Annotated in this window: 22 protein-coding genes and 1 pseudogene; 10 read left to right on the top strand and 13 right to left on the bottom strand. The window is 73.4% G+C overall.

The window, feature by feature from the left end:
* Positions 1-75: 75 nt before the first annotated feature.
* Positions 76-726, bottom strand: a complete 651-nt coding sequence (locus tag CG747_RS38290) for a response regulator transcription factor (protein ID WP_100606505.1) — start codon at positions 724-726, stop codon at positions 76-78.
* Positions 723-1853 carry a sensor histidine kinase gene (locus CG747_RS38285; protein ID WP_100606504.1) on the bottom strand — a complete coding sequence of 377 codons (1131 nt, stop codon included), beginning with the start codon at positions 1851-1853 and terminating at the stop codon, positions 723-725. The genes CG747_RS38290 and CG747_RS38285 overlap by 4 nt, the downstream gene beginning before the upstream one ends.
* A 132-nt stretch (positions 1854-1985) precedes the next feature.
* Between CG747_RS38285 and CG747_RS51130 the strand changes: the two genes are divergently transcribed.
* A complete protein-coding gene (locus CG747_RS51130) occupies positions 1986-3473 on the top strand; it encodes a VTT domain-containing protein (RefSeq protein ID WP_374701871.1) in 1488 nt (495 codons plus the stop codon).
* On the opposite strand, the gene CG747_RS38270 is transcribed toward CG747_RS51130, so the two are convergent.
* From CG747_RS38270 to CG747_RS38260, 3 genes are all read right to left on the bottom strand, one after another.
* Positions 3361-3684 (bottom strand): hypothetical protein, encoded by a 324-nt coding sequence (locus CG747_RS38270; RefSeq protein ID WP_100606503.1) that lies wholly within the window; start codon positions 3682-3684, stop codon positions 3361-3363. The two genes, CG747_RS51130 and CG747_RS38270, sit on opposite strands and share 113 nt — an antisense overlap.
* A gap of 203 nt (positions 3685-3887) precedes the next feature.
* Positions 3888-5078: an acyltransferase family protein gene (locus CG747_RS38265; RefSeq protein ID WP_100606502.1), complete on the bottom strand. Its 1191-nt coding sequence runs from the start codon at positions 5076-5078 to the stop codon at positions 3888-3890.
* A 25-nt stretch (positions 5079-5103) separates the two neighbouring features.
* Positions 5104-5778 carry a TetR/AcrR family transcriptional regulator gene (locus CG747_RS38260; RefSeq protein WP_100606501.1) on the bottom strand — a complete coding sequence of 225 codons (675 nt, stop codon included), beginning with the start codon at positions 5776-5778 and terminating at the stop codon, positions 5104-5106.
* A gap of 138 nt (positions 5779-5916) precedes the next feature.
* Here CG747_RS38260 and CG747_RS38255 point away from each other — a divergent pair, with 138 nt between their 5' ends.
* Positions 5917-6552: a GNAT family N-acetyltransferase gene (locus tag CG747_RS38255; protein ID WP_100606500.1), complete on the top strand. Its 636-nt coding sequence runs from the start codon at positions 5917-5919 to the stop codon at positions 6550-6552.
* 45 nt (positions 6553-6597) lie between these two features.
* Here CG747_RS38255 and CG747_RS38250 read toward each other — a convergent pair whose 3' ends face one another.
* Positions 6598-7071 (bottom strand): Lrp/AsnC family transcriptional regulator, encoded by a 474-nt coding sequence (locus CG747_RS38250; RefSeq protein WP_100606499.1) that lies wholly within the window; start codon positions 7069-7071, stop codon positions 6598-6600.
* Positions 7072-7164: 93 nt separating this feature from the next.
* Between CG747_RS38250 and CG747_RS38245 the strand changes: the two genes are divergently transcribed.
* The 5 genes from CG747_RS38245 (at position 7165) to CG747_RS38225 (ending at position 11716) form a co-directional block, all read left to right on the top strand.
* Positions 7165-7641 carry a rhodanese-like domain-containing protein gene (locus CG747_RS38245; RefSeq protein ID WP_100606498.1) on the top strand — a complete coding sequence of 159 codons (477 nt, stop codon included), beginning with the start codon at positions 7165-7167 and terminating at the stop codon, positions 7639-7641.
* A 108-nt stretch (positions 7642-7749) separates the two neighbouring features.
* Positions 7750-8802, top strand: a complete 1053-nt coding sequence (locus CG747_RS38240; protein ID WP_100606557.1) for an NAD(P)-dependent oxidoreductase — start codon at positions 7750-7752, stop codon at positions 8800-8802.
* Positions 8803-8946: 144 nt separating this feature from the next.
* Positions 8947-9675 (top strand): glycosyltransferase family 2 protein, encoded by a 729-nt coding sequence (locus CG747_RS38235; RefSeq protein ID WP_308303834.1) that lies wholly within the window; start codon positions 8947-8949, stop codon positions 9673-9675.
* A complete protein-coding gene (locus tag CG747_RS38230) occupies positions 9672-10328 on the top strand; it encodes a DUF2064 domain-containing protein (protein WP_100606496.1) in 657 nt (218 codons plus the stop codon). Before CG747_RS38235 ends, CG747_RS38230 begins: the two co-directional genes overlap by 4 nt.
* Complete coding sequence (locus CG747_RS38225; protein ID WP_257981007.1) at positions 10325-11716, top strand: glycosyltransferase family 87 protein; 1392 nt, start codon at positions 10325-10327, stop codon at positions 11714-11716. Before CG747_RS38230 ends, CG747_RS38225 begins: the two co-directional genes overlap by 4 nt.
* Before the next feature lie 111 nt (positions 11717-11827).
* Here the strand turns inward: CG747_RS38225 and CG747_RS38220 are convergent, their stop codons facing one another.
* From CG747_RS38220 to CG747_RS38210, 3 genes are all read right to left on the bottom strand, one after another.
* Entirely contained in the window at positions 11828-12454 is a 627-nt protein-coding gene (locus CG747_RS38220) for a cytochrome b/b6 domain-containing protein (protein ID WP_100606494.1), read from the bottom strand.
* On the bottom strand, positions 12438-13154 hold the full coding sequence (locus CG747_RS38215; RefSeq protein ID WP_100606493.1) for a molybdopterin-dependent oxidoreductase: 717 nt from the start codon (positions 13152-13154) through the stop codon (positions 12438-12440). Before CG747_RS38215 ends, CG747_RS38220 begins: the two co-directional genes overlap by 17 nt.
* 104 nt (positions 13155-13258) lie before the next feature.
* Positions 13259-13702, bottom strand: coding sequence for a GtrA family protein (locus CG747_RS38210; protein WP_100606492.1), 444 nt, complete (start codon positions 13700-13702; stop codon positions 13259-13261).
* Between the two features lie 303 nt (positions 13703-14005).
* Here CG747_RS38210 and CG747_RS38205 point away from each other — a divergent pair.
* Both CG747_RS38205 and CG747_RS38200 read left to right on the top strand, forming a co-directional pair.
* Positions 14006-14398 (top strand): annotated as a pseudogene (locus CG747_RS38205) (hypothetical protein); the annotation flags it as partial.
* Between the two features lie 178 nt (positions 14399-14576).
* The gene (locus CG747_RS38200) at positions 14577-15611 is read left to right on the top strand and encodes an ETX/MTX2 family pore-forming toxin (protein ID WP_100606491.1); all 1035 of its coding nucleotides are present in this window, start codon (positions 14577-14579) and stop codon (positions 15609-15611) included.
* Between the two features lie 95 nt (positions 15612-15706).
* On the opposite strand, the gene CG747_RS38195 is transcribed toward CG747_RS38200, so the two are convergent.
* From CG747_RS38195 to CG747_RS38180, 4 genes are all read right to left on the bottom strand, one after another.
* Positions 15707-17191 carry a hypothetical protein gene (locus CG747_RS38195; protein ID WP_100606490.1) on the bottom strand — a complete coding sequence of 495 codons (1485 nt, stop codon included), beginning with the start codon at positions 17189-17191 and terminating at the stop codon, positions 15707-15709.
* Between the two features lie 131 nt (positions 17192-17322).
* Positions 17323-18468 carry a substrate-binding domain-containing protein gene (locus tag CG747_RS38190; RefSeq protein ID WP_100606556.1) on the bottom strand — a complete coding sequence of 382 codons (1146 nt, stop codon included), beginning with the start codon at positions 18466-18468 and terminating at the stop codon, positions 17323-17325.
* Positions 18469-18536: 68 nt separating this feature from the next.
* Positions 18537-19577, bottom strand: a complete 1041-nt coding sequence (locus tag CG747_RS38185; RefSeq protein ID WP_100606489.1) for an ABC transporter permease — start codon at positions 19575-19577, stop codon at positions 18537-18539.
* The gene (locus CG747_RS38180; protein WP_100606488.1) at positions 19574-21109 is read right to left on the bottom strand and encodes a sugar ABC transporter ATP-binding protein; all 1536 of its coding nucleotides are present in this window, start codon (positions 21107-21109) and stop codon (positions 19574-19576) included. Before CG747_RS38180 ends, CG747_RS38185 begins: the two co-directional genes overlap by 4 nt.
* Before the next feature lie 290 nt (positions 21110-21399).
* Between CG747_RS38180 and CG747_RS38175 the strand changes: the two genes are divergently transcribed.
* A complete protein-coding gene (locus CG747_RS38175) occupies positions 21400-22839 on the top strand; it encodes an MFS transporter (protein ID WP_257981006.1) in 1440 nt (479 codons plus the stop codon).
* Positions 22840-23122: the final 283 nt, after the last annotated feature.

The following is a 23122-nucleotide window of genomic DNA, read 5'->3' as shown; positions in this document are numbered from 1 at the left end:
CGCTTCCCTGTGCGTGAATGCCTGGACGGAGCCGTGGAGTCGGCAGCCGGACCCACCGCGCCCGCGGCACGTAGGTCAGGTGCTGATGCCCGCGTCGCGGGCCAGCAGGGCGGCCTGCACCCGGTTGCTGACGTCCAACGCCGCCAGGATGCGGCTGACATGGGCCTTGACGGTGCTCTCGCGCATGCCCAGGCGGGCCGCGATGTCGGCGTTGGTGTCGCCCTGGGCGAGCAGGGCCAGTACGTCGTCTTCGCGCGGGGTGAGCCGGCCGACGCGGGCGCGGGCGGCGGCCGCCTGCGGGCGGCTGGTGGCGTGGTACCGGTCGATCACACGGCGGGCCGCGGCGGGGTGGAGCATGGCGGAGCCGGCCGCGACGAGGTGCACGGCGCGCAGGATCTCGGCCGGCTCGGTGTCCTTGAGCAGGAAGCCGTCGGCCCCGGCCGCCAGGGCGCTGTAGACGTAGTCGTCGAGGTCGAAGGTGGTCAGGGTGATCACCTTCGGAGGGTGCGGCAGGGCGCGCAGCCGGGCGGTGGCGGTGATGCCGTCCATGCGCGGCATGCGGACGTCGACCAGCGCGACGTCGATGCGATGGGCGGTGGCCTGCTCGATGGCGTGCAGACCGTCCGACGCCTGGGCGGCGACCTCGATGCCGGGGTCGCCGTCGAGGAGGTCGGTCAGGCCCAGGCGGACCAGGGCGTCATCGTCGACGATCAGGACGCGGATCATGTGCGGTTGCCGTTCCGTTCGCTGCCGGTCGGATGGGGGATGCGGGCGGTCAGCCGCCAGGCACCGGATGCGCCGGGTCCGGTGCGCAGGTCGCCGCCGAGTGCGGTGACCCGCTCGCGCAGACCGATGAGTCCGAAGCCGGAGGCGACCGCGTCCGGGCTCCGGACGCCGGGGGAGTTGGTGACCTCCACGGTGGTGGCGGGCGCCCGGTAGTCGATGCGCAGGGCCACCGGGGCGCCGCCCGCGTGCTTGCGGGCATTGGTCAGCGCCTCCTGGATCAGGCGGTGGACGGCCAGGCGGTGCGCGGCCGGCGCCTCTTCGGGGCGGCCGTCGAGACGGACCTCGACCCGCTGTCCGGCGGCGCGGGCCTGGTCGACCAGCTCGTCGACCTCGCGCAGGACGGGGGCCGAGGCGGAATCCGGGGCGCGGAGGACGCCGAGGACGTCGCGCAGGTCGGCCAACGCCTCGGTGGAGGCGGTCCGCAGCAGCGCGAGCCGCTCGCCGACCTGCGCCGGCACCGCATCCGACCTGGTGGCCAGGACGCCGGTGTGCAGGGCGATCAGGCTCAGGCGGTGGGCCAGCACATCGTGCATCTCCGCGGCGATCCGGGAGCGTTCGGCTGCTCGGACCGCCTCCTCGCGCAACTCCCGCTCGACACTGAGGTGTTCGACCTGCGTGTTGAGGGCCTCCACCAGCCGGCGGCGATTGCCCATCCACAACCCCCCGACCATGGCCAGCAACAAGAACGGACTGGACCCGTACTGCTGCGGCCGCCACAGTGAATACTCCGGAGCGGTCAGGAAATTCACGCCCAGCACCGTGACCAGGCAGACCAGCGCCACCCGGGCGCGACTCCGCGCCGCCAGGTCGAACAGGGCGACGAGCAGCAGCCCCATGGTCGGCCACCCCCACCAGGCCGTCGCCGCGGTGGTCAGCAGGGGAGCGACCGGCCAGGGCGGCCGCCGCGCCAGGAGGGCCACGCCGCACAGCACCGCGGCGGCCGGACACGGCGCCACGTACCGCCCCCCGGCGGCAACGGCGCCGCTCTGCACGGAGACAACGGTCAGCGCCCCCACCAGACCCCACCGCCCGATGGCGGCCCACCGCGGGCTCTCTCGCCAGCTCATTCCCCGCATCCTAAGTGGCCCACGGCGTACGCCACTTCCGACGAACCGCCACGCCGACCCCCTACTTTCGTCGATACGGCCGTCGCCCAACGACGGCTCCACCGGGGCGGGAGGTTTCCTAGCGTCACGGTCATGACATCCCGGACCACTTCGCACGACCGTGTTCCTCCGCAACGCTCCGCCGAGGGCTGGATGTTCCTCGTCGAAGCCGCCCGTGACATGCGGACGACAGGCGCCGTCGCCCCCAGTGGGAAGGCTCTGGCCCGCGCGCTGACCGGCCCGGTGCGCGCCCGCGCGCCGCGCCCGCTGACCGTCCTGGAGGCGGGCGCCGGAACTGGAGCGATCACCCGCGCCCTGATTCCCCAACTGCCCGCCGGCAGCCGCCTGGACGTCGTCGACGCCAACCGCCGCTTCGCCATCCGGCTCCGGCACCTCGTCACGACCCGTCCGCACCTGGCCGACGCACCCGCCCGGATCCACGTCCACCACACCCGCATCGAGCACCTCGACACCCACCGGCGCTACGACGTCATCGTCTCCGGTCTTCCCCTGACCAACTTCACGCCCCAACAGGTGGAGACGATCATGAACCGGTACCAGGAACTGCTTCACCCCGGCGGCACCCTGACCTACTTCGCCTACCTGGGCACCCGCACGGCCCGCGCCCTACTGGCCACACCGGCCGAAACACACCGGCACCGGGCCGTCGACGAGGTCCTGGCCACCCACCGGCGCCGCTACGCCACCGACTGCCGCACCGTATGGGGCAATCTGCCCCCGGCGAGGGTCTGGCAGCTCCGGCGCCCCCCCTACCGCCCTCCCGGAACCGCGGCAGGCCTCGACCGGAGCCGGCCGGTGACCGCCTGGCCCGACACCGTCGGCCACCTCCCCGGCGCCGCCGCGTACGCCGTGCTCGCGGGGGCCGTCCTGACCGAGTCGGTGCTGCTGCTCGGCGCCTTCGTGCCCACCCTCACCCTGCTGCTCGGCGCCGGCGCACTGGCCCGCGCCGGGCAGTTGAGCCTTCCCCTGGTCATCGCGGCCGCAGCCGGTGCCGTGCCGGCGGGTGACTTCCTCGCGCACCGCACCGGACGCCTACTGGCCGACCGGCTGCGGGCCGGCCGCGTGGGCCGCCGCGTCCCCGCCGCCGCGTGGCGGCGCGCGGAGCACCTGATGGCAGCCCGCGGCGGACAGGCCGTCTTCCTGGCCCGCTTCGTTCCGGTGATCCGCACGCTGATGCCCCACCTCGCCGGCGCGAGCCACCTGCCCTACCGCCGCATCGCCCCCTACAGCGCCCTTGCCGCCCCGTTGTGGGCCACCGCCGAGGCCGGCACCGGATACCTGGCCGCACCGGTGCTCCGGCGCGTCGTCACCCTCGGCGGCCCGCTGCTCGCCGTGGTCGCGGTCACCGGTATGGGGATCGCGGTGGCCCGGCTGACGGCACGGCGTCCTCGGGCGGTGGGGGAGCCACCGAACCCCGACCACCGCCTCCCGACCGTTCACCGGCCGATCAGACTGCTCCCGTCGCCGGATGGCACGCCGCGGTGTAGTGCTCCTGGCCTTCCGTACGCGTCCAGCCGCCCGTCCCGGCGCCGGGTTCATCGAGGGCGAAGCCGTTGTTGAGCAACTGCGCGCGCAGGCCGTCGGCCGGGAACCCGGCGCCGTCCGGGGTCGCACCGGTGGGCCAGAGGGTGACGAGCACGGCCTGGGTGTCGCCGACGTCGGGTTCGCGGTCGAGGCTGGTGATCTCCAGATGCCAGCGCCCGTCACGGGCGAAGGCCGCGGCGCGGAACGCCGCCCGCCGGGTGCGGGAGGTCTGCTCGGTGTCGGTCATGCGCTGCCGACTCCTCGGCACGGGATGCGGGGGGAGGGGAAGCACGGGGCAACGTGACGCGCCTGCCGGGGTGAGGGTCCCGGCAGGCCGTCTCCGTTGAGTCTGACCGCATTTCCGTAGATCGCACGGAGAACGCCGGTGGATTTTCCCTCCGCGGCACGCTGGTTGCCGCTTGCGGCAGGAGGGGGCCCGGCCAACTGCCCCTACAGCACCCGATCGACGCGCGGGATGCGGCGGACGACGTAGGCCACGACCCAGCACAGCGGCAGGGCAAGGGCGGCGACCAGGGCGAACTTGGCGACCGCCGGGGCGTGCCACCAGCGGAACGCCAGCCCGAGCCCGACCAGTACCGGCGCGTGCAGGACGTAGACCCCGAAGGCGTGCCGGGAGAGGAACGCGGCCGTCCGGCCCTGGCGGTTGAGGCGTTCACGGAAGAGCACGGTCAGCCCCAGGACGACCCCCACCGCGAACGTCGACTCCCAGGCGGCCGCGGCCAGCGACTGCCAGGTGCCGTGTCCGTCGGTCGCCCCGGCCTTCGCCGTGGCGAGGACCGGCAGATAGGCGAGGGTCGCGACGCTGGCGACCGCGAAGCCCACCCGCCCCGTACGACGGGAGAGGGACTGCGGCCAACCACGGCGGTGGGCGAGGACGCCCAGCACGAAGAAACTCCCGTACTGCACGGCATAGCTGGGGGTGGGCAGCCCGAGAAACGGGACGTAGGTGCCGGCCGGTACGAGGATGCGCCACCCGTAGGTGCCCAGGGCGAGAGCGAGGGTGAACAGGACGATCGCGCGTGGCCGCAGCGGCCGCGGTGCCGGTCGCCCGTCGAGCGCCGCGCCGGGGGAGAGCAGGTCACGCCGGGCGCCACGCCGTCGGACGAGGGCGTAGAGCACCGCGAACACCAGGAGAACTTCCACGAACCACAACGGGCCCGCGTCCCAACTCGCCAGGTAGTAGACCCAGTAGGGCAGGGCGTCACCGCGCTCGGCGAAAACGGACTTCAGGTGGAAGTACCCGTCGAGACCGGTGAGCGGACGGATCAGCAGCAGGAAGGCGAGCAGCGGGATGCCGAGCCGTTTGAGCCGGTCCCGGAGGAACGGGCCGGTGCCCTTGCGGTCGTAGGACGCCGGGGTGAAGTAGCCGGCGATCATGAAGAAGAAACCCATGAAGAACGCCTGGTTGACGACGACGAAGGCGTCCAGGACCAGCCCGCTCCCGTCCTTGGCGGGCTCGGTGTAGTACCAGGCGGGGATGTTGCCGTAGGTGACGGCCGTGTGGTGCAGCACCACCAGGGCCGTCAGGGCGATGCGCAGGTTGTCGACGTAGTGCAGGCGCGGGCGCGCCGGCCCCGCGCTGTCGGCGGGCGCCGCTGGACGCCCGAAGTCAAGTGCCATGGAAATTACCCCCGTTGAGTGTGGTTCAGGAACCGGGCGGGCGGTCCGCCCGGGTGGCGTGCCAGAAGAGGTCGACGAGCTCGCGGGCATGCGCCGACAGGTCGTGGTCGGGGTGGACGCTCCAGTACGCGAACATGTCGTCGATCGCGGCCTGCAGGGTGACGGCCATCACCCGGGCGTCGAACGTGCGCAGTTCCCCGCGCTGCTGGCCGGTGCGGAACACGCCCTCCACGTGGGCGTAGAGCGGCTCGCTGGAGGCGACGCCGTACCGGAGGCCGCCGTCCTCGGTGCGGAAGTGGGTGAAGATCTCACCGAGCGCGCCGAGTTGGGTCGGGTGGTCGGCCATGTACTCCGCGAGCGAACCGATGTAGACGCTCAGCCACGCGGCCGTGTCGGCCTGCTCCGGCAGGCGGGAGGCGACGAACGTGCCGATGCCCTCGTAGACCTGCTCGACGGTCCGCTCGATCAACTCGTTCTTGCCGGCGAAGTGATACGAGATCACGCCCTTGCTGACGCCGGCCTGTTCGGCGATCTGCGCCATCGAGGCCTTCGCGAACCCCCGTACCGCGATGACCTCGATGGCAGCCTCGATGATCTGCGCCCGACGCACCTTCTCGATGAGCGAGCGCGCCGGCTCGGGCGCCGTCCGTGTGCTTTTCCCGTGGCCGGATTGGCCGTCCGGACCATTTTCTGACCGCATGGCCAGAAATTTAGCCGCCTGGCCAGTCGATGTCCAGTGGAGGCCGCCGACCGGGTACCTGACGCTGCGTCAAAGCCCCGCAGGCAGAGGTGTGTGGCCAACGGAGCGAGTCCCGACTCGCTGTGGCACGATGCCGCGATGACCACCTCTTCGCCCCCGCCGACCGGCGGGCAAACCGCCGCAGCCGCCACCGCACCGACCGGTATCCCGGCCGTCGTCCCCGCAGGCCGGATGGCCCTGCTCAGCCAACCCGTGCTCGACCTGTCGAACGGCTGGGCGTTACGGCCCTGGCGCCCGACCGACGCCGACGTCCTGGTGGCCGCCGGTCAGGACCCGGCGATACGCCAGTGGAGCCGCCTGCTGATCGAGACGACCGAAGCGGCCCGGCAGCGGATCGAGGGCATGCACCAGCGCTGGCGGGCCGAACTGAGCGCGATCTGGGCCCTGGCGCAACCGGACGGCGAGGCCGTCGGGCTCATCGGGTGGGGCGACATCGACCTCCGGGGCGGCAGCGCCGAGATCATGTACTGGCTCCTGCCCGCGGCACGCGGCGGCGGTGTCATGGCCGAGGCCACCCGACGGGTGAGCCGGTGGGCCTTGGACGACCTCGGACTGCATCGACTGCGACTGTGCCACTCGGTGGCCAACCCGGCGTCCTGCCGGGTCGCGGCCAAGGCCGGTTTCTCCCTCGAAGGCACCATGCGGAGCGCACTGCTGCACGCGGACGGATGGCACGACGAGCATCTGCACGCGCTCGTACAGGGCGACGTCTGACCCGCTGACGGTCGGCCGCATCGGGTGCGGCCGACCGCACGCCCGCTACCCGGCCGACGGGCCTCGGGAAACGGCCGTCGTCAGCGACCGGTTGGGCAGCGGGCTGGAATAGACGACGCTCGTGGTGACGGATCCCAGGGCGGCGATGCGGCCGGTGGTGACCTCCAGGTCGCGCATCGAGCGCGCGACGACCTTGAGGACGAAGCAGTCCTCGCCCGTCACGTGGTGGGCCTCCACGATCTCGGGCGTGGTGTCGAGCAGGTCGTGGAACGGCTTGTAGTGCCCGTTGGGATAGCGGAGCCGGACGAAGGCCATCACGTCGAGCCCCAGGGCCTCCGGGCGCACCACGGTGGAGTAGCCGGAGATCACGCCGCTCTCCTCCAGCCGGCGTACCCGCTCGGTGACGGCGCTCGGGGACATCGCCACGCTGCGGGCCAGCTCGGCGTAACTGGCCCGCCCGTTGCGCTGCAGCGCTTCCAGGAGGCGCATGTCGGTGGGGTCGAGGGAATCAGCGGCCATGGCCGAGTAATACCACGGAAACCCCGGCCCAGGTCCGACAGGGCAGTGGATCACTGGTTCTGCGGAGGCGGCCGGGAGCATAGCGTGTGGGGCATGACCAAGAACCAGATCAGCGCCCCCCTCCGGGTACCGCCGGCGGCACCCGCCGAAGCGGCCGCCTTCTTCGCCGCCCGACTGGCCTTCCAGGCGGACGTGTCCGATGTGCATTCCGCACTGGAATCCGGTGACCCCGGCTTCGTGCTCATCGACTCGCGTGCGGACGCCGCATGGGCGCAGGGGCACGTGCCGGGCGCGGTCCACCTGCCCACCGCCGACATCCCGGCCCGCGCCGCAAAGCTGCTGGATCCGGCGGTGCCCGTGATCACGTACTGCTGGGGGCCCGGCTGCGACGGGGCGACCCGTGCGGCCCTCGCCCTGGCCCGACTCGGCTTCCAGGTCAAGGAGATGATCGGCGGAATCGAGTACTGGACCCGCGAGGGACTGCCGGTCGCCGACACCGACGGCGGCGTGCGGCGGGCACCGGTCGACCCGTTGACGGCTCCGCCCGGATCCCCCGACTGCGCTTGCTGACCAGGCACGGCACGCCGCGCCCCGCCCACCGGCGCGAAGAATGACAAAAGTCTGACGTTCCGTCGCGGTGCGGCCGGCGTGCGGACGGGCGGCCGTACGGTCGGTGCCATGCTGATCCTGGTCACCGGAGGCGCGGGCTTCATCGGCTCGCACCTCGTCACCGCACTCACCGGGGCCGGGCACGCCGTGCGCGTGCTCGACGCCCTGCTGCCCGCCGCCCACCGCACCGCCCCGCCGATCCCCGACGGGGTGGACTGGCGGCACGCCGACGTCCGCGACAAGGACGCCGTCGCCGATGCGCTGCACGGTGTCGACGCCGTCTGCCACCAGGCCGCAATGGTGGGGCTCGGCAAGGACTTCGCGGACGCTCCCGCCTACGTCGGGTGCAACGACCTGGGCACCGCCGTGCTGTTGGCGGGCCTGGCCGCGGCCGGGGTGCGGCGCCTGGTCCTGGCGAGTTCGATGGTGGTCTACGGGGAGGGCCGGTACGCGTGCTCCCGGCACGGCGTCGTACGGCCGGGGCCGCGTCGGGTCGCGGACCTGGAGGCGGGGCGCTTCGAACCGCCCTGCCCGACGTGCGGCGAGCCGCTCGCCCCCGGGCTGGTGGACGAGGACGCGCCGGCCGACCCGCGCAACGTGTACGCCGGCACGAAGCTCGCCCAGGAGCAGCTGGCCGCCGCGTGGGCGCGGGCGACCGGCGGGCGGGCCGCGGCCCTGCGCTACCACAACGTGTACGGCCCCGGGATGCCGCGCGACACCCCGTACGCGGGCGTCGCCTCGCTGTTCCGCTCCGCGTTGGCGCGCGGTGCGGCGCCCCGGGTGTTCGAGGACGGCGGCCAGCGGCGGGACTTCGTGCACGTGCGGGACGTCGCCGCGGCCAACCTCGCGGCCCTGGCCGGGGTGGACGACCTGCCGTCGGGCACGACCCGGGCGTACAACGTCGGCAGCGGCGAGCCGCACACGGTGGGGGAGATGGCCGCCGCCCTCGCGGCGGCGTACGGCGGTCCGGCGCCGGTCGTCACGGGGGAGTACCGGCTCGGCGACGTCCGCCACATCACCGCCTCCTCGCACCGGCTGCGCACGGAACTCGGCTGGCGGCCGGGGATCGCCTTCGCGGCGGGGATGGCGGAGTTCGCGGCGGCACCGCTGCGCGTCGGCTGACCCGCCGCGATGCCGGTGGACGGCGACCGCCCTCCGCCGGCGGTCGGACCGGTCGTACGGCCGGTCCGGCCCGTGCCGCGACGTCCGCGATCCGTAAGGCCGCAAAGCCCTTTTCGTCCGCTTTGGGCTCGTAGGGTGAGTGGGGTGAACGAGCCCTTCCCCTCCTCCCCGTCACCGGTCGATGTCGTGCTGCCCTGCCTCGACGAGGCCGCTGCCCTGCCGTGGGTACTGGACCGGATCCCGCCGGGCTGGCGGGCGATCGTCGTCGACAACGGCTCCACCGACGCCTCTCCGGCCATCGCCCGCCGGCTGGGCGCACAGGTCGTCCACGAGCCCCGCCGCGGCTTCGGCGCCGCCTGCCACGCCGGCCTGACCGCCGCGACCGCCGAAGTCGTCTGCTTCTGCGACTGCGACGCCTCCCTCGACCCCGGGCTGCTCCCCGAGGTCGCCGGGCCCGTCCTCGACGGCTCCGCCGACCTGGTCCTCGGCCGCCGCCGGCCCACCACGCCCCGCGCCTGGCCACTGCACGCCCGCCTGGCCAACGTGGAGTTGGCCCGTCTGGTCCGGCGGCGCACCGGACTGCGGCTGCACGACCTCGGACCGATGCGCGCCGCCCGCCGCGAGGCGCTGATCGCCCTGGCCCTGACCGACCGGCGCTCCGGCTACCCGCTGCAGATGCTGGTCCGGGCCGCCGACGCCGGCTGGCGGGTACGGGAGACGGACGTGCCCTACCACCCGCGCACGGGCCGCTCGAAGGTCACCGGCACCTGGCGAGGCACCTGGCAGGCGGTCCGCGACATGCGCGCGGTACTCGCCGAGCGGCCGGCCACCGGCCCGGCGCGGACCGCCCGCGTCCCCGGAGCCGAGCGATGAGCGCCCGTGTCCCGGCACCGGGCCCGGCCACGCTCCTGGTTCTCGCCAAGGAACCCACGCCCGGCCGGGTCAAGACCCGGCTCACTCCGCCCTACACCCCCTGGGAGGCGGCCGCCCTGGCCGAGGCCGCCCTCGCCGACACCCTGCACACCGTGTCCCGGACCCCCGCCCGGCGGCGCGTGCTCGTCCTCGACGGCCGACCGGGCCCCTGGCTTCCGCCGGGCTTCGACGTCCTGCCCCAGGTGACCGGCGGCCTCGACGACCGCATCGCGGCCGCCTTCGCCGACTGCGACCGCGGACCGGCGGTCCTGGTCGGCATGGACACACCCCAGTTGACCGCCGATCTCCTGGCGGAAGTCGGCGGCGACGAGCACGACGCCTGGTTCGGCCCGGCGGCCGACGGCGGATTCTGGGCGCTGGGATTCGCCGACCCGTCGCGCGCCCCCGCCCTCGTACGGGGCGTCCCGATGTCCACCGACCGCACCGGGGAGATCCAGCGCCGCCGGCTCGTCGCGGCGGAGCTGACGGTCTGCGACCTGCCGGTGCTGCGCGACGTGGACACCGCCGCCGACGTCGCCCCGGTCGCCGCCTGCTGCCCACCGGGCTCGCGGTTCGCCGCCACCGTCACCCTGCTCGCGGGCGTAGCGCGGTGAAGGGACCGGCCCGAACCGCCGTCACCGCCGCCCTCCTCGCCACCCTCGCCGCGGTCGTCGTCGGCACCCTGCGGGCCGGTGACAGCCAGCGCGCCCCCGGCCGCCTCCTGGCCGGCTACGCCCTCGCCTGGGGCCTGTTCGCCGCCGCCGCATGGGCCGTCCGCAAGGTCCCGGCGCGCGCCGCCACGGGACTGGTCCTGGTGGGCGCGGCGGCCCTGGCGCTGGCCGGGACCACCGCCCCGCCGCGCACCAGCACCGACATGTACCGCTACGCCTGGGACGGCCGCGTCCAGGCCGCCGGCATCTCCCCCTACGCGCACCCGCCGGCCGCCCCCGCACTCGCCGGACTGCGCGACGACTGGCTCTTCCCCACCACGGGTCCCTGCACGGGCTGGGGCCTGACCCGCACCGACACCGGTCTGTGCACCCGCATCAACCGCCCCACGGTCCGCACCCTCTACCCGCCGCTCGCCGAGGGCTGGTTCGTCGCCGTCCACGCCCTCTCCCCACCGGGCAGCCGTCACAAGCCCTTCCAAGTCGGCGGCGCCGCCCTGGCGTTCGGGACCACCGTCGCCCTGCTCGCCGTGGTGCGCCGCCGCGGCGATCCGCACCGGGCCCCGGCCCGCGCCGCCCTGTGGGCATGGTGCCCGGCCGTCCCCTTCGACGCGGTCAACAACGCCCACATCGACGCGCTCGGCGTCCTGCTCACCGTGCTCGCCCTCGGCACCGCGACCGCCGGGGCCCGCCGCGGCGCACTCCTCGGTGCCGCCGTCGCCGTGAAACTGCTGCCCGTCCTGACACTGCCCGGGGCCCTGTCCGGCCGGCGTGGCCCGGCCCGGGTGATCCGCGTGGTCGCGCCCCTGCTCGCCGTGATCGCGCTCGGCTACCTGCCGTACCTCCTCCTCTCCGGCGACTCCGTCCTGGGCTACCTGCCCGGCTACCTCCAGGAGGAGGGCTACGCACCCGGCGACGTGCGCCGCTTCGCCCTGCTGCGCCTGCTGCTGCCGGACACCGCCGCGGCGGTGACCGCCGTCGTGCTGCTCGTGCTGCTCGCCCTCTTCGTGTGGTGGTACGGCGACCCCGCGCGCCCCTGGCGCGGCGCCCTCCTGGTGACCGGCACCGCGCTGCTGCTGCTCTCGCCCAACTACCCCTGGTACGCCCTGCTCGTGGTCGGCCTCGTCGCCCTCGACGGCCGCTGGGAGTGGCTGGCGATCCCCCTCACCGGCGCGGTGCTGTACCTCGCCGGGCCCGTGCTGCGCGGCTTCCCCCTGCAGGCGGTGGCGTACGGCGTCGCGGCCCTGGCCGTCACGGCAGGTACCGTCGTACGTGCCGATGCCGCCCGGCACCTGCTGACCGGACGCCCTCTGCGGTGCCGCCCGCCCGCCTGACCCGGCCGGGCGCTGCGCTGCCGCGGACCCGTATCCGCGGGGTCCGGCGCGACGCCGTGACCCGGGCCGTCCGCCCCTCCACCAGGCGCCTCCCCGGACGAGCGGAGCCGTTCAGGATTCCTCCTCCCACAGCGGATGCTCCCGCCGGGCCCAGTCACGGGACACGTAGCCGGTGCGCAGCGCACGTCGGGCCTCCGGGGCGCGGGCGGCCATCCACAGGTGACCGAGGACGAGGACACCGACGAGGAGGGCGGTCCAGTCGTGGACGAAGGTCGCTCCGGTCCGCCAGAGCAGGGGCGCCAGACGCGGGAACCACAGGATCAGACCGGTGCCGAGCAGTACGAGCGCCGATCCGGCGATCAGCGCCGCGTACAGCTTCTGCCCGGCGTTGAACTTTCCCGAGGGGCGGCGTTCCCCGCGCAGGGCGGCCCGGACCCAGCCGCGGTCGTGCGGGCCGAACCGGTTCAGCCGGCCCAGGTCCGCGCGCAGGGCCCGCGAGACCAGACCGGCCAGCAGCGGCAGCGGCAGGGCGAGACCCGCCCACTCGTGCAGGGTGACCACCAGCCGCCGGCGTCCCACGAGTTCGGCCAGTGACGGCACGTACAGGCAGGCCGCGGTGACCAGCAGGACGCCCATCAGCGCCGCCGTGATCCGGTGCACCCACCGCTCCGCGACGCTGAAACGCCGCAGCCTCTCCGGTGCCCGCGCCGGGGCCGAGGGCTCAGGTGACCGGGGCATCGTCACGCCCGTTCGACCTGCCGACCCAGGCATCCACGTCATACCCGTTCTGCTCCCAATAGCCGGGCCGGACACGGTCGGTGACCGTGATGCCGGACAGCCACTTCGCCGACTTGTAGAAGTACATCGGCGCGGCATACAGGCGGACCGGGCCGCCGTGCGCGTCCGTCACCGGCCGGTCCGCCATCTCGTACGCGACCAGCATGTCCGGCCGCCGGGCCTGGTCCAGCGTGAGGCTCTCGCTGTACACGCCGTCGAAGCAGGTGAAGCGGACCGCCGCGGCCCCCGGCCGCACCCCGGCCGCGGTGAGCAGATGGGACAGCGCCACCCCGGCGAACGGCGTGTGGGGAACCCGCCAGCCGGTGACGCACTGCACGTCCCGCACCAGCCGGGTACGCGGCATCCCCCGGAGGTCCGCCAGGGTGTACACCGCCGGACGTTCGACGAGCCCGTCCACGGAGAGGCGGTAGTCGGCGGCGGACCGCCGCGGGACCGAGGACGCCACCGAGTAGAAGCGGAACCCGCCCGAGCCGGGCAGCGCGCCCGTGATCCCGGTGGGGTCCTTGTCGCGCACCGCGCCGAGCACCCGGCCCAGGCCGTCCTGCAGGGGCGCCCCGGCCGCCACTCCCACGGCACCCAGACCGAGCATCCCCAGGATCAGCCGCCGCCCGACGGGCCTGTCTTGTCCTTCTTCGACCATGCGACCAGCAGAGCACCACTCCGGGGCCGCCGACCAGCCCCCGCGTCCCGACGTCATGGAACCGTAAGGCTCGGCCCCGCCGTGCGCCGGGGTGATCGGGGGCGTCAGCGGCGGCGGAAGACGAGCAGCCGCAGCACGGTGAAGCGCACCACGGTCACCAGGGCGAAGCCCGGCACCAGTACCGCGATTTCCGCCGCGGTCGAGGCGGTGGGCCGGAGGTGGCGGAGCAGCAGGACCGCGCCCGAGGTGACCAGGTAGGCCAGGACGAACAGGCCGCCCGCGGCCAGGTGGGTCCGGAGGACCGGGGCCCCGGATCCGCGGAAGGTCAGGCGCCGGTTGGCCTCCGTGTTGAGGACGGTGACGACGACGAGCGAGACGAAGTCGGCCGACAGGGGCGGCCACCAGTGCCGCAGCACCCAGTACGACAGGCCCTGGGCGACTGTGGAGGCCGCCCCGATCACGACGAACCAGCCGACCTCCCTGGTCAGCGTGGCACGCCCGGGCCGGGCGGAGCCGGCTGCGGCGGGCTGCGCGCGGGGGTTTCGCACCCCACCATGATGCGGTCGGCACGGGCGAAGTCGTCGCACCGTGCGGAGCAGCGGTTCGCCCGTTCGGTTGGCGCCGGACCCGCGCAGGCACGTCGGACCCGACCGGCGGAGCGGACCTGGGGCAGTTTGAAGCCTGTCCACTCACCGGGCACCTGAGCCGGGCACCCGTGCCCGGTACGTGAGTCGGGCCCATGAGCCAGGCACACGGGCGACGCCACCGGCACCGCACCACGTGGGCCCGGGACGGAGGAGAGCACCGATGGAAGAGGGCGGACGGCCGCCCTCGCCCGGCGGGCCGGACGGATCCCGCCGCCCCCGGGGCCGTTCCGCCCGGGATTCTGGCGCAGCCTGCTCCGCGGCCCCTGGTTGACCTCGGTGTTCGGCCTGGTGCTGCTCTTCGGCATCCCGCTGATGTTCGTCACCGGACTGCTGTCGTACGCCGCCTACAACCCCGGACTGGGCCGCATCAACGACCAGACCCCGGACAAGGGCCTGCTGGGCTTCTACCTCTTCGACTGGCCCACCCGTCCCTACTGGCTGTACCGGCTGACCCAGGGTGTGCACGTCACGCTGGGCGTGGCGCTGGTGCCGGTGCTGCTGGCCAAGTTGTGGTCGGTGATCCCGAAACTGTTCACCTGGCTGCCGGTCCGCAGCATCGCCCACGGACTGGAACGGCTGTCCCTGCTGGCGCTGGTGCGACGTGCCGTCCGCGCCGCCCGCGGCGCCCGCGGCGCCCGTGCGGACAAGGACGACTGACGGGCACGTGGTCCGCGCGGACGTCGGGACCAAAGCCCCTACGCGCTGCGGAAGATCGTCGGTTGCATTGCTGCTCACGACGTTTCCTCCGTTCCGCCCCTATTGGATTGGAACCTCCATGAGCCATGTCTCCAGGCGCCGCCTGCTCGCCCTCGCCCCGGCCGCCGGCCTCGCCGCGGCCGTCCCCGGCTCCCTCGCCGCCGCCGGCACCGCGGCCGCCGCCCCCGGCCGGCCGAGTGCCGGGCCGTCAGCCGGAGCGGCCGCCCCCAAGCGCCGGGCGGCGGCCCGCTCGTTGCAGGAGATCACGGACGCCTGGGGGACGTGGATGGCCAAGGAGCGCTTCCCCGCCTCCCGCGGCTGTCGGTTCACCGCGTCCACCGACTACGGCAGGCAGAGCGCGCTCGGTGACTACCACAAGTACCAGGTCGGCGCGGAGTACCACGGCATCACCTACGACCCCGACGCCCCCTCGCCGATACCCGGCCAGGTCAGCTCCGTGACCACCAACTACCGCAACGGCTCGGCGGTCGAACAGACCGTCACGTACAAGCAGAGCAAGACGACCGAGCAGGACCTGCGGATCTCGGTGACGGAGTCGCTGAAGATCGGCGTCACGATGGAGGTCTCGGCGGAGATCCCGGCCGTGGCGAAGGTCAGCGAGACGACCTCGATCGAGACGACCTTGAGCTCGACGCAGGAGTTCACGCACAAGGAGACGCAGAACTGGAGCGTCGACCTCCCGCTGCGGATCCCGCCGAAGTCGCTCATCGAGGCGTCGCTCGTGGTCGGCACCCAGAAGTACGACATCGCCTGGACGGCCACCGTGAACCTGGCGGGAAACGTGGCGATCTGGTTCGAGGAGAAGGCCGACCTCCAGCACGACGGTGACTACCACTGGCTCTGGTTCGTCCCCATCGAGGAGGTGTTCCGCGACTGCCGCGCGCACGCGATCGTCGACACGACCGGTTACGAGATCACTTCGGACGGGGTGGCCGCCTTCGCCGGTGGGAAGTTCGGCGGCGGCCAGGGAGTGTCGCTCAACGTGAACGTCGTCCAGAAGGACCTTGCGGGGCGGGAGCGGCGGAACGCGCCACGGACGGTCCCGGTCCCGCTCGGCCGGGACGGCGCGAAGGTCGTCCGCGCGGGCCGCTGACCGCCGGGCGCCGTCCGGGCCGACCAGCCGTGGCGGAGCGGCGAAAGAAGCCCCGCCGGAGATCCGGCGGGGCTTCCCGATGTCCCACGGCGAGGTCAGGGCCGCTTCGCGGGCGTACGCACCGCGCCCTCACCGCCGGCGAGCTTCCACTCGCGGTTGAGCGGCCCGAGCGGAATGCTCCGTTCGAAGACCGGTGTGCCGAAGATGTCCAGGTGGGCCCGGAGGGCGCCGGAGAGGTCGACGCCGCCGTACGCCGCCCACTTCCCGACGAGCGCGCCCGTGCCGTCCGACGAGCCGGTGGCCGTGCCCGCGACCTCGGCACGCAGGTACGGGGCCACCGTGCCGGTGACACCGACGGTGCCGTAGAGGCCGACGCTCGCCTCCGTGCCCAGTGCGGCCTTCACCGTTCCGGCGGCCGTCGCCGTCGCCGTCACCGGAGTGCCGTTCATGTCGGCCTGGGCGATCGGCGCCCAGCCCTTGGCCCGGCTGTACGAGCCGCCGACCCGGAAGTGCCCCTTGACGTCCTGCTTGACGTCGACGCTCACCTTGCCGTCGGCATCGACCTGGAGATAGCAGGTCAGGTCGAGGTTGACCACGACCGGCACCACGCCGACCTGGATGACGGGGTCGGCGTGCAGCTTGGCGAACGGCACCCGGACCGGCCGGCCGTCCGGAGTGGTGGTGGCCGCCTGGCCCTTGAGCTCCCACTGCGAGGCCCAGTCGCCGGACAGGCTCACCGACGCGGTGCCCGGTGTGCCGGTGGCGTGGCCCTGGCCGTCGTAGGAGAAGTCGACCTCGGGCGCGAGTTGGACGAAGCCCGACGCCGACGCGTCGACGGTCCCGGCCGGCGTCCTGACCGTGGGCAGCACCGCGCTCACGTCGACCCGCAGGTTGCCCAGCGGCAACTGCGCCCCCTCGGGCCCGAAGTGCACGCTGCCGGTCTTCGCCCAGGAGACCTTCACGTTCGGGGTGAGCGGCTCGACCTTCACCGCGGAGGGGTCGACGGGGACCCGCCCCTTCGCCGTGGAGCCGCCGAGCAGCGCGCCCAGTGTGGCCGGTGCGGTCTTGACCTCGGTGCCCTGCTCGGTCTTGCCGACCACCGCGGTGACCTTGGCCAGCGCGCCGTGCGGCGCACCGGGCGCAGGGGCGCTGGCGATCACGTCGCCGACCGCAACGGGGGCCGGGGGCTTGGGTATCGAGCCCGTGCCGCTGCCCCCGGTCTGGTGCCCGCCCTCGTTGCCGCCGCGGCCCCCGCCGTTGCCGGAGCCCTTCGGCGGGGCGGCGAGGACGGCCCGGCCGCTGTTCCCGTCGAACGCGACGAGCTTCAGCGGCGACTTGGCCGCCGGACGGCCGCCGGTCCCCGGCTTCGCCACGGCGCTGGGGGCACCGGCCCCGGTGGGCGCCGCGGCCACGGCGAGCGGCGACTGCGCGTCGGTGTCCTCGACGGCGGCCGCCGGCCCCCTGCCGTCGCTCTTCCCGGCGGCGGAGGTGCCGGACGGTCCCTGCGCACATCCGCTGACGACGAGCAGGGACGCGGCCGTGAGGGCAGGTAAAACGGCGAATCTGATGCTTTTGCGCACAGTTGGTTCCTCGGGGGCGTGATGGGGGGGTGGCCGAAGGGAGGAAACACTCCGGCCGAGCTGTTACCAGCAGGTAATGATGGTAATGATCATGCCATGTGTCATCCGTGCGCAGAACCAGACAACCGTGCTTACCTGCCCCAGATCCTCCGGTACACCGCGCGATAGCCGGGCGGGTCCCAGGTCGTCGCCCCGCGGCTGTTGGCGGCCGTAGCGATGTGCACGGGGGCGACGTATCCGCTGGCGGGGGCGCCGGCGAAGGCGCGGTTGAACTCGTCGAGGATCTGCCAGCCCTGCTGGGAGAACGGCTCGGGAACGGTGGCCGCCTGGAACTGCCGGCTGTTGATGCGCTGGAAGGCGGACGGATCGCCGTCCCCCGCACCGATGTTGAAGGGGGCCTCGGCGCCCTTCCTGCGTGCGGCGCGCAGGGCCGGGGCGGCGTCGGCGAAGTACACGTCGTTGATGGCGACCGAGTGGGTCCAGGTGTCCCGGAAGCGGGCGAGGAGCGAGGAGACCTCGACGGGGGTGCGGCTGCTGGAGTCCGGGATCGGGATGTTCTCCTCCGCCAGCAGCGTCACACCGCGGCAGGTGGCCAGTTCCTTCGTGATCAGTGCGGACTTGCTCCTGGCGAACGGGATCGAGGCGTCGGTGAACACGACCACTCCGGCATGGCCGTTGGAGTGCGCGATGACCCAGTCCGCACTGGCCTTCGCGACGTCGCCGACCTCGGTGGTGACGTTGCTGAAGAGCGCGGGGTTCCGGCTCGGGCCGGGGGAGCCGACCGCGTGCCAGCCGACGAGCGGGATGTGTTGCGCGGCCGCCTTCACGACCTGAGCCGACGTCAGTTCGGGGTCGAAGCCGCCGATGACGATGCCCGAGGGCCGCAGGGTGACGGCCTGGTCGAAGGCTGCATGGATCCCGGCGGGGGTGCCTTGGCCGTCGATCAGCCGGAGGTGCCATCCGATGGCGCGGGCGGCCTCCCGGACCCCGTTGGCGGCGCCCGCGACGCCGGGGTTGGTCATGGTCTGCGCGACGTAGACGATGTCCTTGCCGGTGGCCGCCGCGGGGCCGTCGGGGATGCCGTTCACCGCGGGGGCGGTCTTCTCGGCCCGCTCGACGGCGGCCTTGGCGCGGGCCAGGGTGGCGGGGCAGCCGGTGCTCGCCGGGCCCGGCGAGAAGGATCCACCGCCGACCGAAGCGCCGCGTTCGCAGCCGGTGAGGACGGCGCTTCCGGTGAGGACGGCGGCCGCCACCGACACGGCGACGGCGCTGTCCAGGGCGGTCCGGCGACGCGCGGGGGGCGGGACTCCTCGTGCCGGGGTGGCGCGGCGATGAGGGGCGGAGTTCACGAGGTGACCTTGGGCAGGTCGGGGAGAGCCCGTGGAGGCTCCTTGCGCCGTTGTCGCACCTGTCGGCGAGCGGTGTAGCCGGCCAGGCCGACGGCGAGGAGCAGGGTGGTGCCGTGGAACAGCGGCGTGACCCAGAACCGGGCGCCCAACTGGCCGATGCCGGCGAGTCCGATGGCGAGGACGACGACCGCGACCAGGGTGCCCAGCGCGTTGGCCCGGCCGGGTGTGATCGCGGTCGAGCCGAGCAGCGCACCGACGAAGGCGGGCAGCAGATAGTCCAGGCCGACGCTGGGATTGCCGATCCGCTGCTGCGCGGCGAGCAGCACACCGGCGGCGCCGACGACCAGACCCGATCCGACGAAGGCGTGGATGACGTAGCGCCGGGTGGGGATGCCGACCAACTCGGCGGCGCGGGGGTTGGAGCCGATGACGTACAGGTACCGGCCGAGGGGCAGCCGTGCCAGCAGCAGCCACAGGACGGCGGTGAGGGCCAGGACGTAGCAGGCGGACACCGGGAGGCCGAGGAACCTGGAGTCGTACAGGTCGGTGAAGGCGGCCGGCAGGCCGTGCGGGCCGGGGACGATCCGGGCCCCGTCGGTGATCCAGCCGGTGACGGCGTACAGGATGCTGCCGGTGCCGAGGGTGGCGATGAAGGAGTCGATCCTCGCGAATTCGACGACCACACCGTTGAAGGCGCCGACGGCCGCCCCGCCGAGTACCACCGTGAGACAGGCGAGCGGCCAGGGCCAGGCGTCGTCGGCGATGAGCCGCATGGTCATGACGTGCGCGAGCCCGAGACCGTAGCCGATGGACAGGTCGAACTTGCGGGTGACGATGGGGATCGTCGCGCCGAGCGCGAGGAGGGCGGGGATCGACTGGCTCGACAGGACCGCGGAGATGTTGTCCAGGGTGGGAAAGGTGTCCGGCAGGGCGAGCGAGAAGGCCAGGAACAGCAGGGCGGCCAGGGCCGCGAGGCCGTAGGCGCCGAGGAGATGTCCGACCCTGCGCCGCGGCGGGTGGCGGGGGGAGCGGGTCACGGTCCCGCGGTCCCGGTGAGAGCGGGCATGGCAGAGGCGGCCCGGGTGAGTCCGCTGACGGTGAGGGCTCCGCCGCTCAGCTCCGTCGTCACCGCCCCGCGGACGAACACCAGGGCCCGATGGCACACGTGGGTGACCTCCTCGAAGTCGGTGGAGAGGAGCAGGACGGCGAGGCCGTCGGCCAGCGCGTCCCGGAGCAGGCGGTAGATCGCCGTTTTGGCGCCGACGTCCACCCCGGCGGTCGGCTCTTCGAGGATCAGCAGCCGCCGGCCCGTCCCGAGCCATCGGCCGACCATCACCTTCTGCTGATTCCCCCCGGACAGGGTGGAGATCGGCGCTTCGCTGTCCGGGGGATACACCCCGAACCGGGTGATCAGGTCGGTGGCCCGGGCCCGTTCGCGTCGGGGGCCGATCCGGTGGAAGGGCGGGAGACCGCTCGCCCGCGGGTTGGCCAGGAAGTTCTCCCGTACGGTCAGTTCGGCGGCGCAGCCCTCTTCCTGACGGTTGCTGCTCACGAAGCCGACGCCGCGGTCGACCGCGGCCGCGACCGACCCCGGTCGGTAGGGACGTCCGTCGAGCAGGACCCGTCCGCCGAGGAGGTGCCCGGCGCCGGCGAGGGCGCGGCCCAGTTCCATGTGCCCGGCGCCGGTGAGGCCCACCATGCCGAGGATCTCACCGGCGTGCAGTTCCAGGTCGACCGGTGCGGTGTCGGGGGTCCGTACCCGGTCGAGGCTCAGGACGGTGCGACCGGTGGCGGGGGAGAAGCGGTAGCCGCCGGGTTCGTGGCCGACGATGTCCCGCACCAGCCGGGCCGGGCTGTGGTCGGCGAGCGGGCCGTGGCGGATGAGGCGGCCGTCGCGCAGGACGGCGAAGGCGTCGGCGACCTGGTACACCTCGTCGATCCGGTGGGTGACGAAGACGACGGCGTGGCCCTGGTCGCGCAGGGTGCGCAGTACGCCGAAGAGCCGGGCGCAGTCCGCTGCCGGAAGGCTGGCCGTCGGCTCGTCGAGGACGATGACCCCGGCCCGTGTGGACAGCGCCCGCGCGATGGCCACCAGGGAACGCTCGGCGCGCGGAAGGTCGGTGAGAGGGGCGCGCGGGTCGAGGTGGGCGGCGACGATGCCCAGGGCCTCGGTGCATCGCTCCCGGGTCCTCCGCCACGACAGCAGTCCGGCGCGGCGGGCGTAGCCGGTGCCCAGGGCGACGTTCTCGGCGACCGTCATCCACTCCACCAGTCCCAGGTCCTGGTGGATGAAGGACATGGCGCGGGCCGCCGCCTCGGTGCCGAGCGGGTGGCCGGCAACCGTCACCTCGCCCCGGTCCGCGTGGTGGACTCCGGCGAGGACCTTGATGAGGGTGGACTTCCCGGCGCCGTTGGGGCCGAGCAGGGCCAGGATGCTGCCGGCGTGGATGTCGAGGTCGACCGTGTCGAGCGCGAGTGTGCCGCCGAACCGCTTGCTGAGGCCGTGGATGCGGACCAGCGGCCCGGGACCGTGGGACGCGGGAGGGCTGTTGTCTGGAGCGTCATGCACGGACTTCTCCGGGGATCGGCCGCTCGGTGCACTGCGGCTTCCGGCACCGCATGCGCGCATGCTACGACCCGCTTCGGTTTCCCTCCGGCTTCCATGCCGGACGGGCCGTCACACGGCGTACCGATTGGCGGAAGCGTGCCTGCGCCACGGTCTCTGCCGAGCGGGTCGACGCCCGGAGGGGTTCGACCGCCGCGAAGTGTGACGCAGGTCATGTCCATTTTGCCGGATTGCCGGGTCTCCCCGCCCCGCCATCATGCCCGGAACCAACCGACTCATGGAGGGGTTCGGAAGTGGAAGAACATCAGAGCGTCGGGTCGTGGCGGGAGCTCGGCAGGCATATGGGCACCGTCCTGGTACTGGCCGGGGGCGTACTCGTGGGAGCCGTCAACATCTACCTGACCGCGAGCCTGCTGCCCACGGCGGTCGCCGAGATCGGCGGTGAACGCCTCTACGCGGGGAACACGACAGTCTTCCTGACCGCCCAGGTCGTCGCGACCATGCTGGTCGGCCGCACGCTCTCCCGGCGCGGCAACATCGGCTCCTACCTGCTCGGCTTCGGCCTCTTCGCCGTGGGGTCGGTGGTCTGCGCGTCCAGTCCCACCATGCCCGTGCTGCTGGTCGGCCGCGGCGTGCAGGGGCTCGGGGCGGGCCTGTTGACCGGTCTGGGGTTCGCCCTGATCTACTCCGCGCTGCCGCGCCGCCTGTGGGTGCGGGGCAGCGCGTTGATCTCCGCCATGTTCGGCCTGGGCAACTTCGTCGGTCCCGCTCTGGGCGGGCTCTTCGCCCAGTTCGGGTCCTGGCGGCTCGCGTTCGCCGTGTTGGCCGCGGCCTCGGCGGTGATGGCGGCGTCAGTGCCCCGCGCACTGCCGAAATGCGGCCGGACCGCGGCGGGAGCGGTTCCGGTACCGCTGGTCTCGTTGCTGCTGGTGATCGGGGCGGTCGGCGCCGTCAGCGTCGCCGGAGCCCTCTCGGGCGAAGCCGTGACTGCGGTGTTCATCGCGCTGGCACTGGCGTTGGTCGCGGCCTTCGTGGTGGCGGAGAAACGCGGCCGGGTCCGGGTCCTGCCCCGCCCGACCTACCAGGCCGGCTCCGCGTTGCGGTGGCTCTACCTGACCATCGTCCTCCTCGCGGTCGGTGTCGCCGTCGAGACGTTCCTGCCGCTGTTCGGTCAGCGTCTGGGGGGACTGCCCCCGGCGGCGGCCGGGTTCTTCGGGGCGGCGTTGTCGCTCGGCTGGTCGGCAAGCCAGATCGTCAGCTCCTCGGCACACCGGCAGCGGACGGTTCGCCGGCTGCGGGTGGCCGGTCCCGGTCTCCTCGGGGCCGGGCTCGCCGTGCTGGCTCTGCTGCAGCGGCGTGACGCACCACTGCCACTGGTCCTCGTGTGGCTGCCCGTTCTTCTCCTCGCGGGCGCGGGCATCGGGCTGGCCATGCCCCACCTGTCCGTTGCAGCGATGGCCGGCGCGCCGGACAAGGAAGAGGGGGAGAAGGCCGCCGCGGCGATCGCGACGGTGCTCACCATGTCGACGGCGTTCGGTGCGGCGGTCGCCGGTCTGCTGGTCAACCTGGGCGGCCCGTCGACGCTCAGCTCCGCGCGCTGCCTCCTGCTGGGCTTCGCGGCGCTCTGCGCCTCCGGCACCCTGACCGCGCTGCGCGCCGACCGCCTCGCTCAACGGGCGCAGGTGCGTGAGGCTAAGGCCGAGGCCGGGCAGACGGCGGGACAGAGCCGGTGAGGACGCGGGCGCAGGGGAGGTCGGGGACGTAGCGCTCGGGCCGTGCTCTTCCGTGGAGCCGGTCGGTATGTGCGCGGCGCGGCGCGCCGGATCCGCGGATCCGGCGCGCCGGCTGATTCTCGCCAACTGGACTTCATAGAGCTGTCGTTGACCCCGTCGGGGATGTCTCTTTGCCTGCTTCTTGCGAGCTGTTGGAGATCTTCTGGTGAGCTTGCTGTGGGGATTGTCAACTAGGGGGACGGGATGACGATCGAGCTGCGGGGGCGGACGGCGCATGCGCGGA

Source organism: Streptomyces sp. CB02959 (genome assembly GCF_002803155.1).
Classification (GTDB): domain Bacteria; phylum Actinomycetota; class Actinomycetes; order Streptomycetales; family Streptomycetaceae; genus Streptomyces.
The sequence above is the reverse complement of the archived record's forward strand: the minus strand, read 5'-3'. Positions and strand labels throughout refer to the sequence as shown.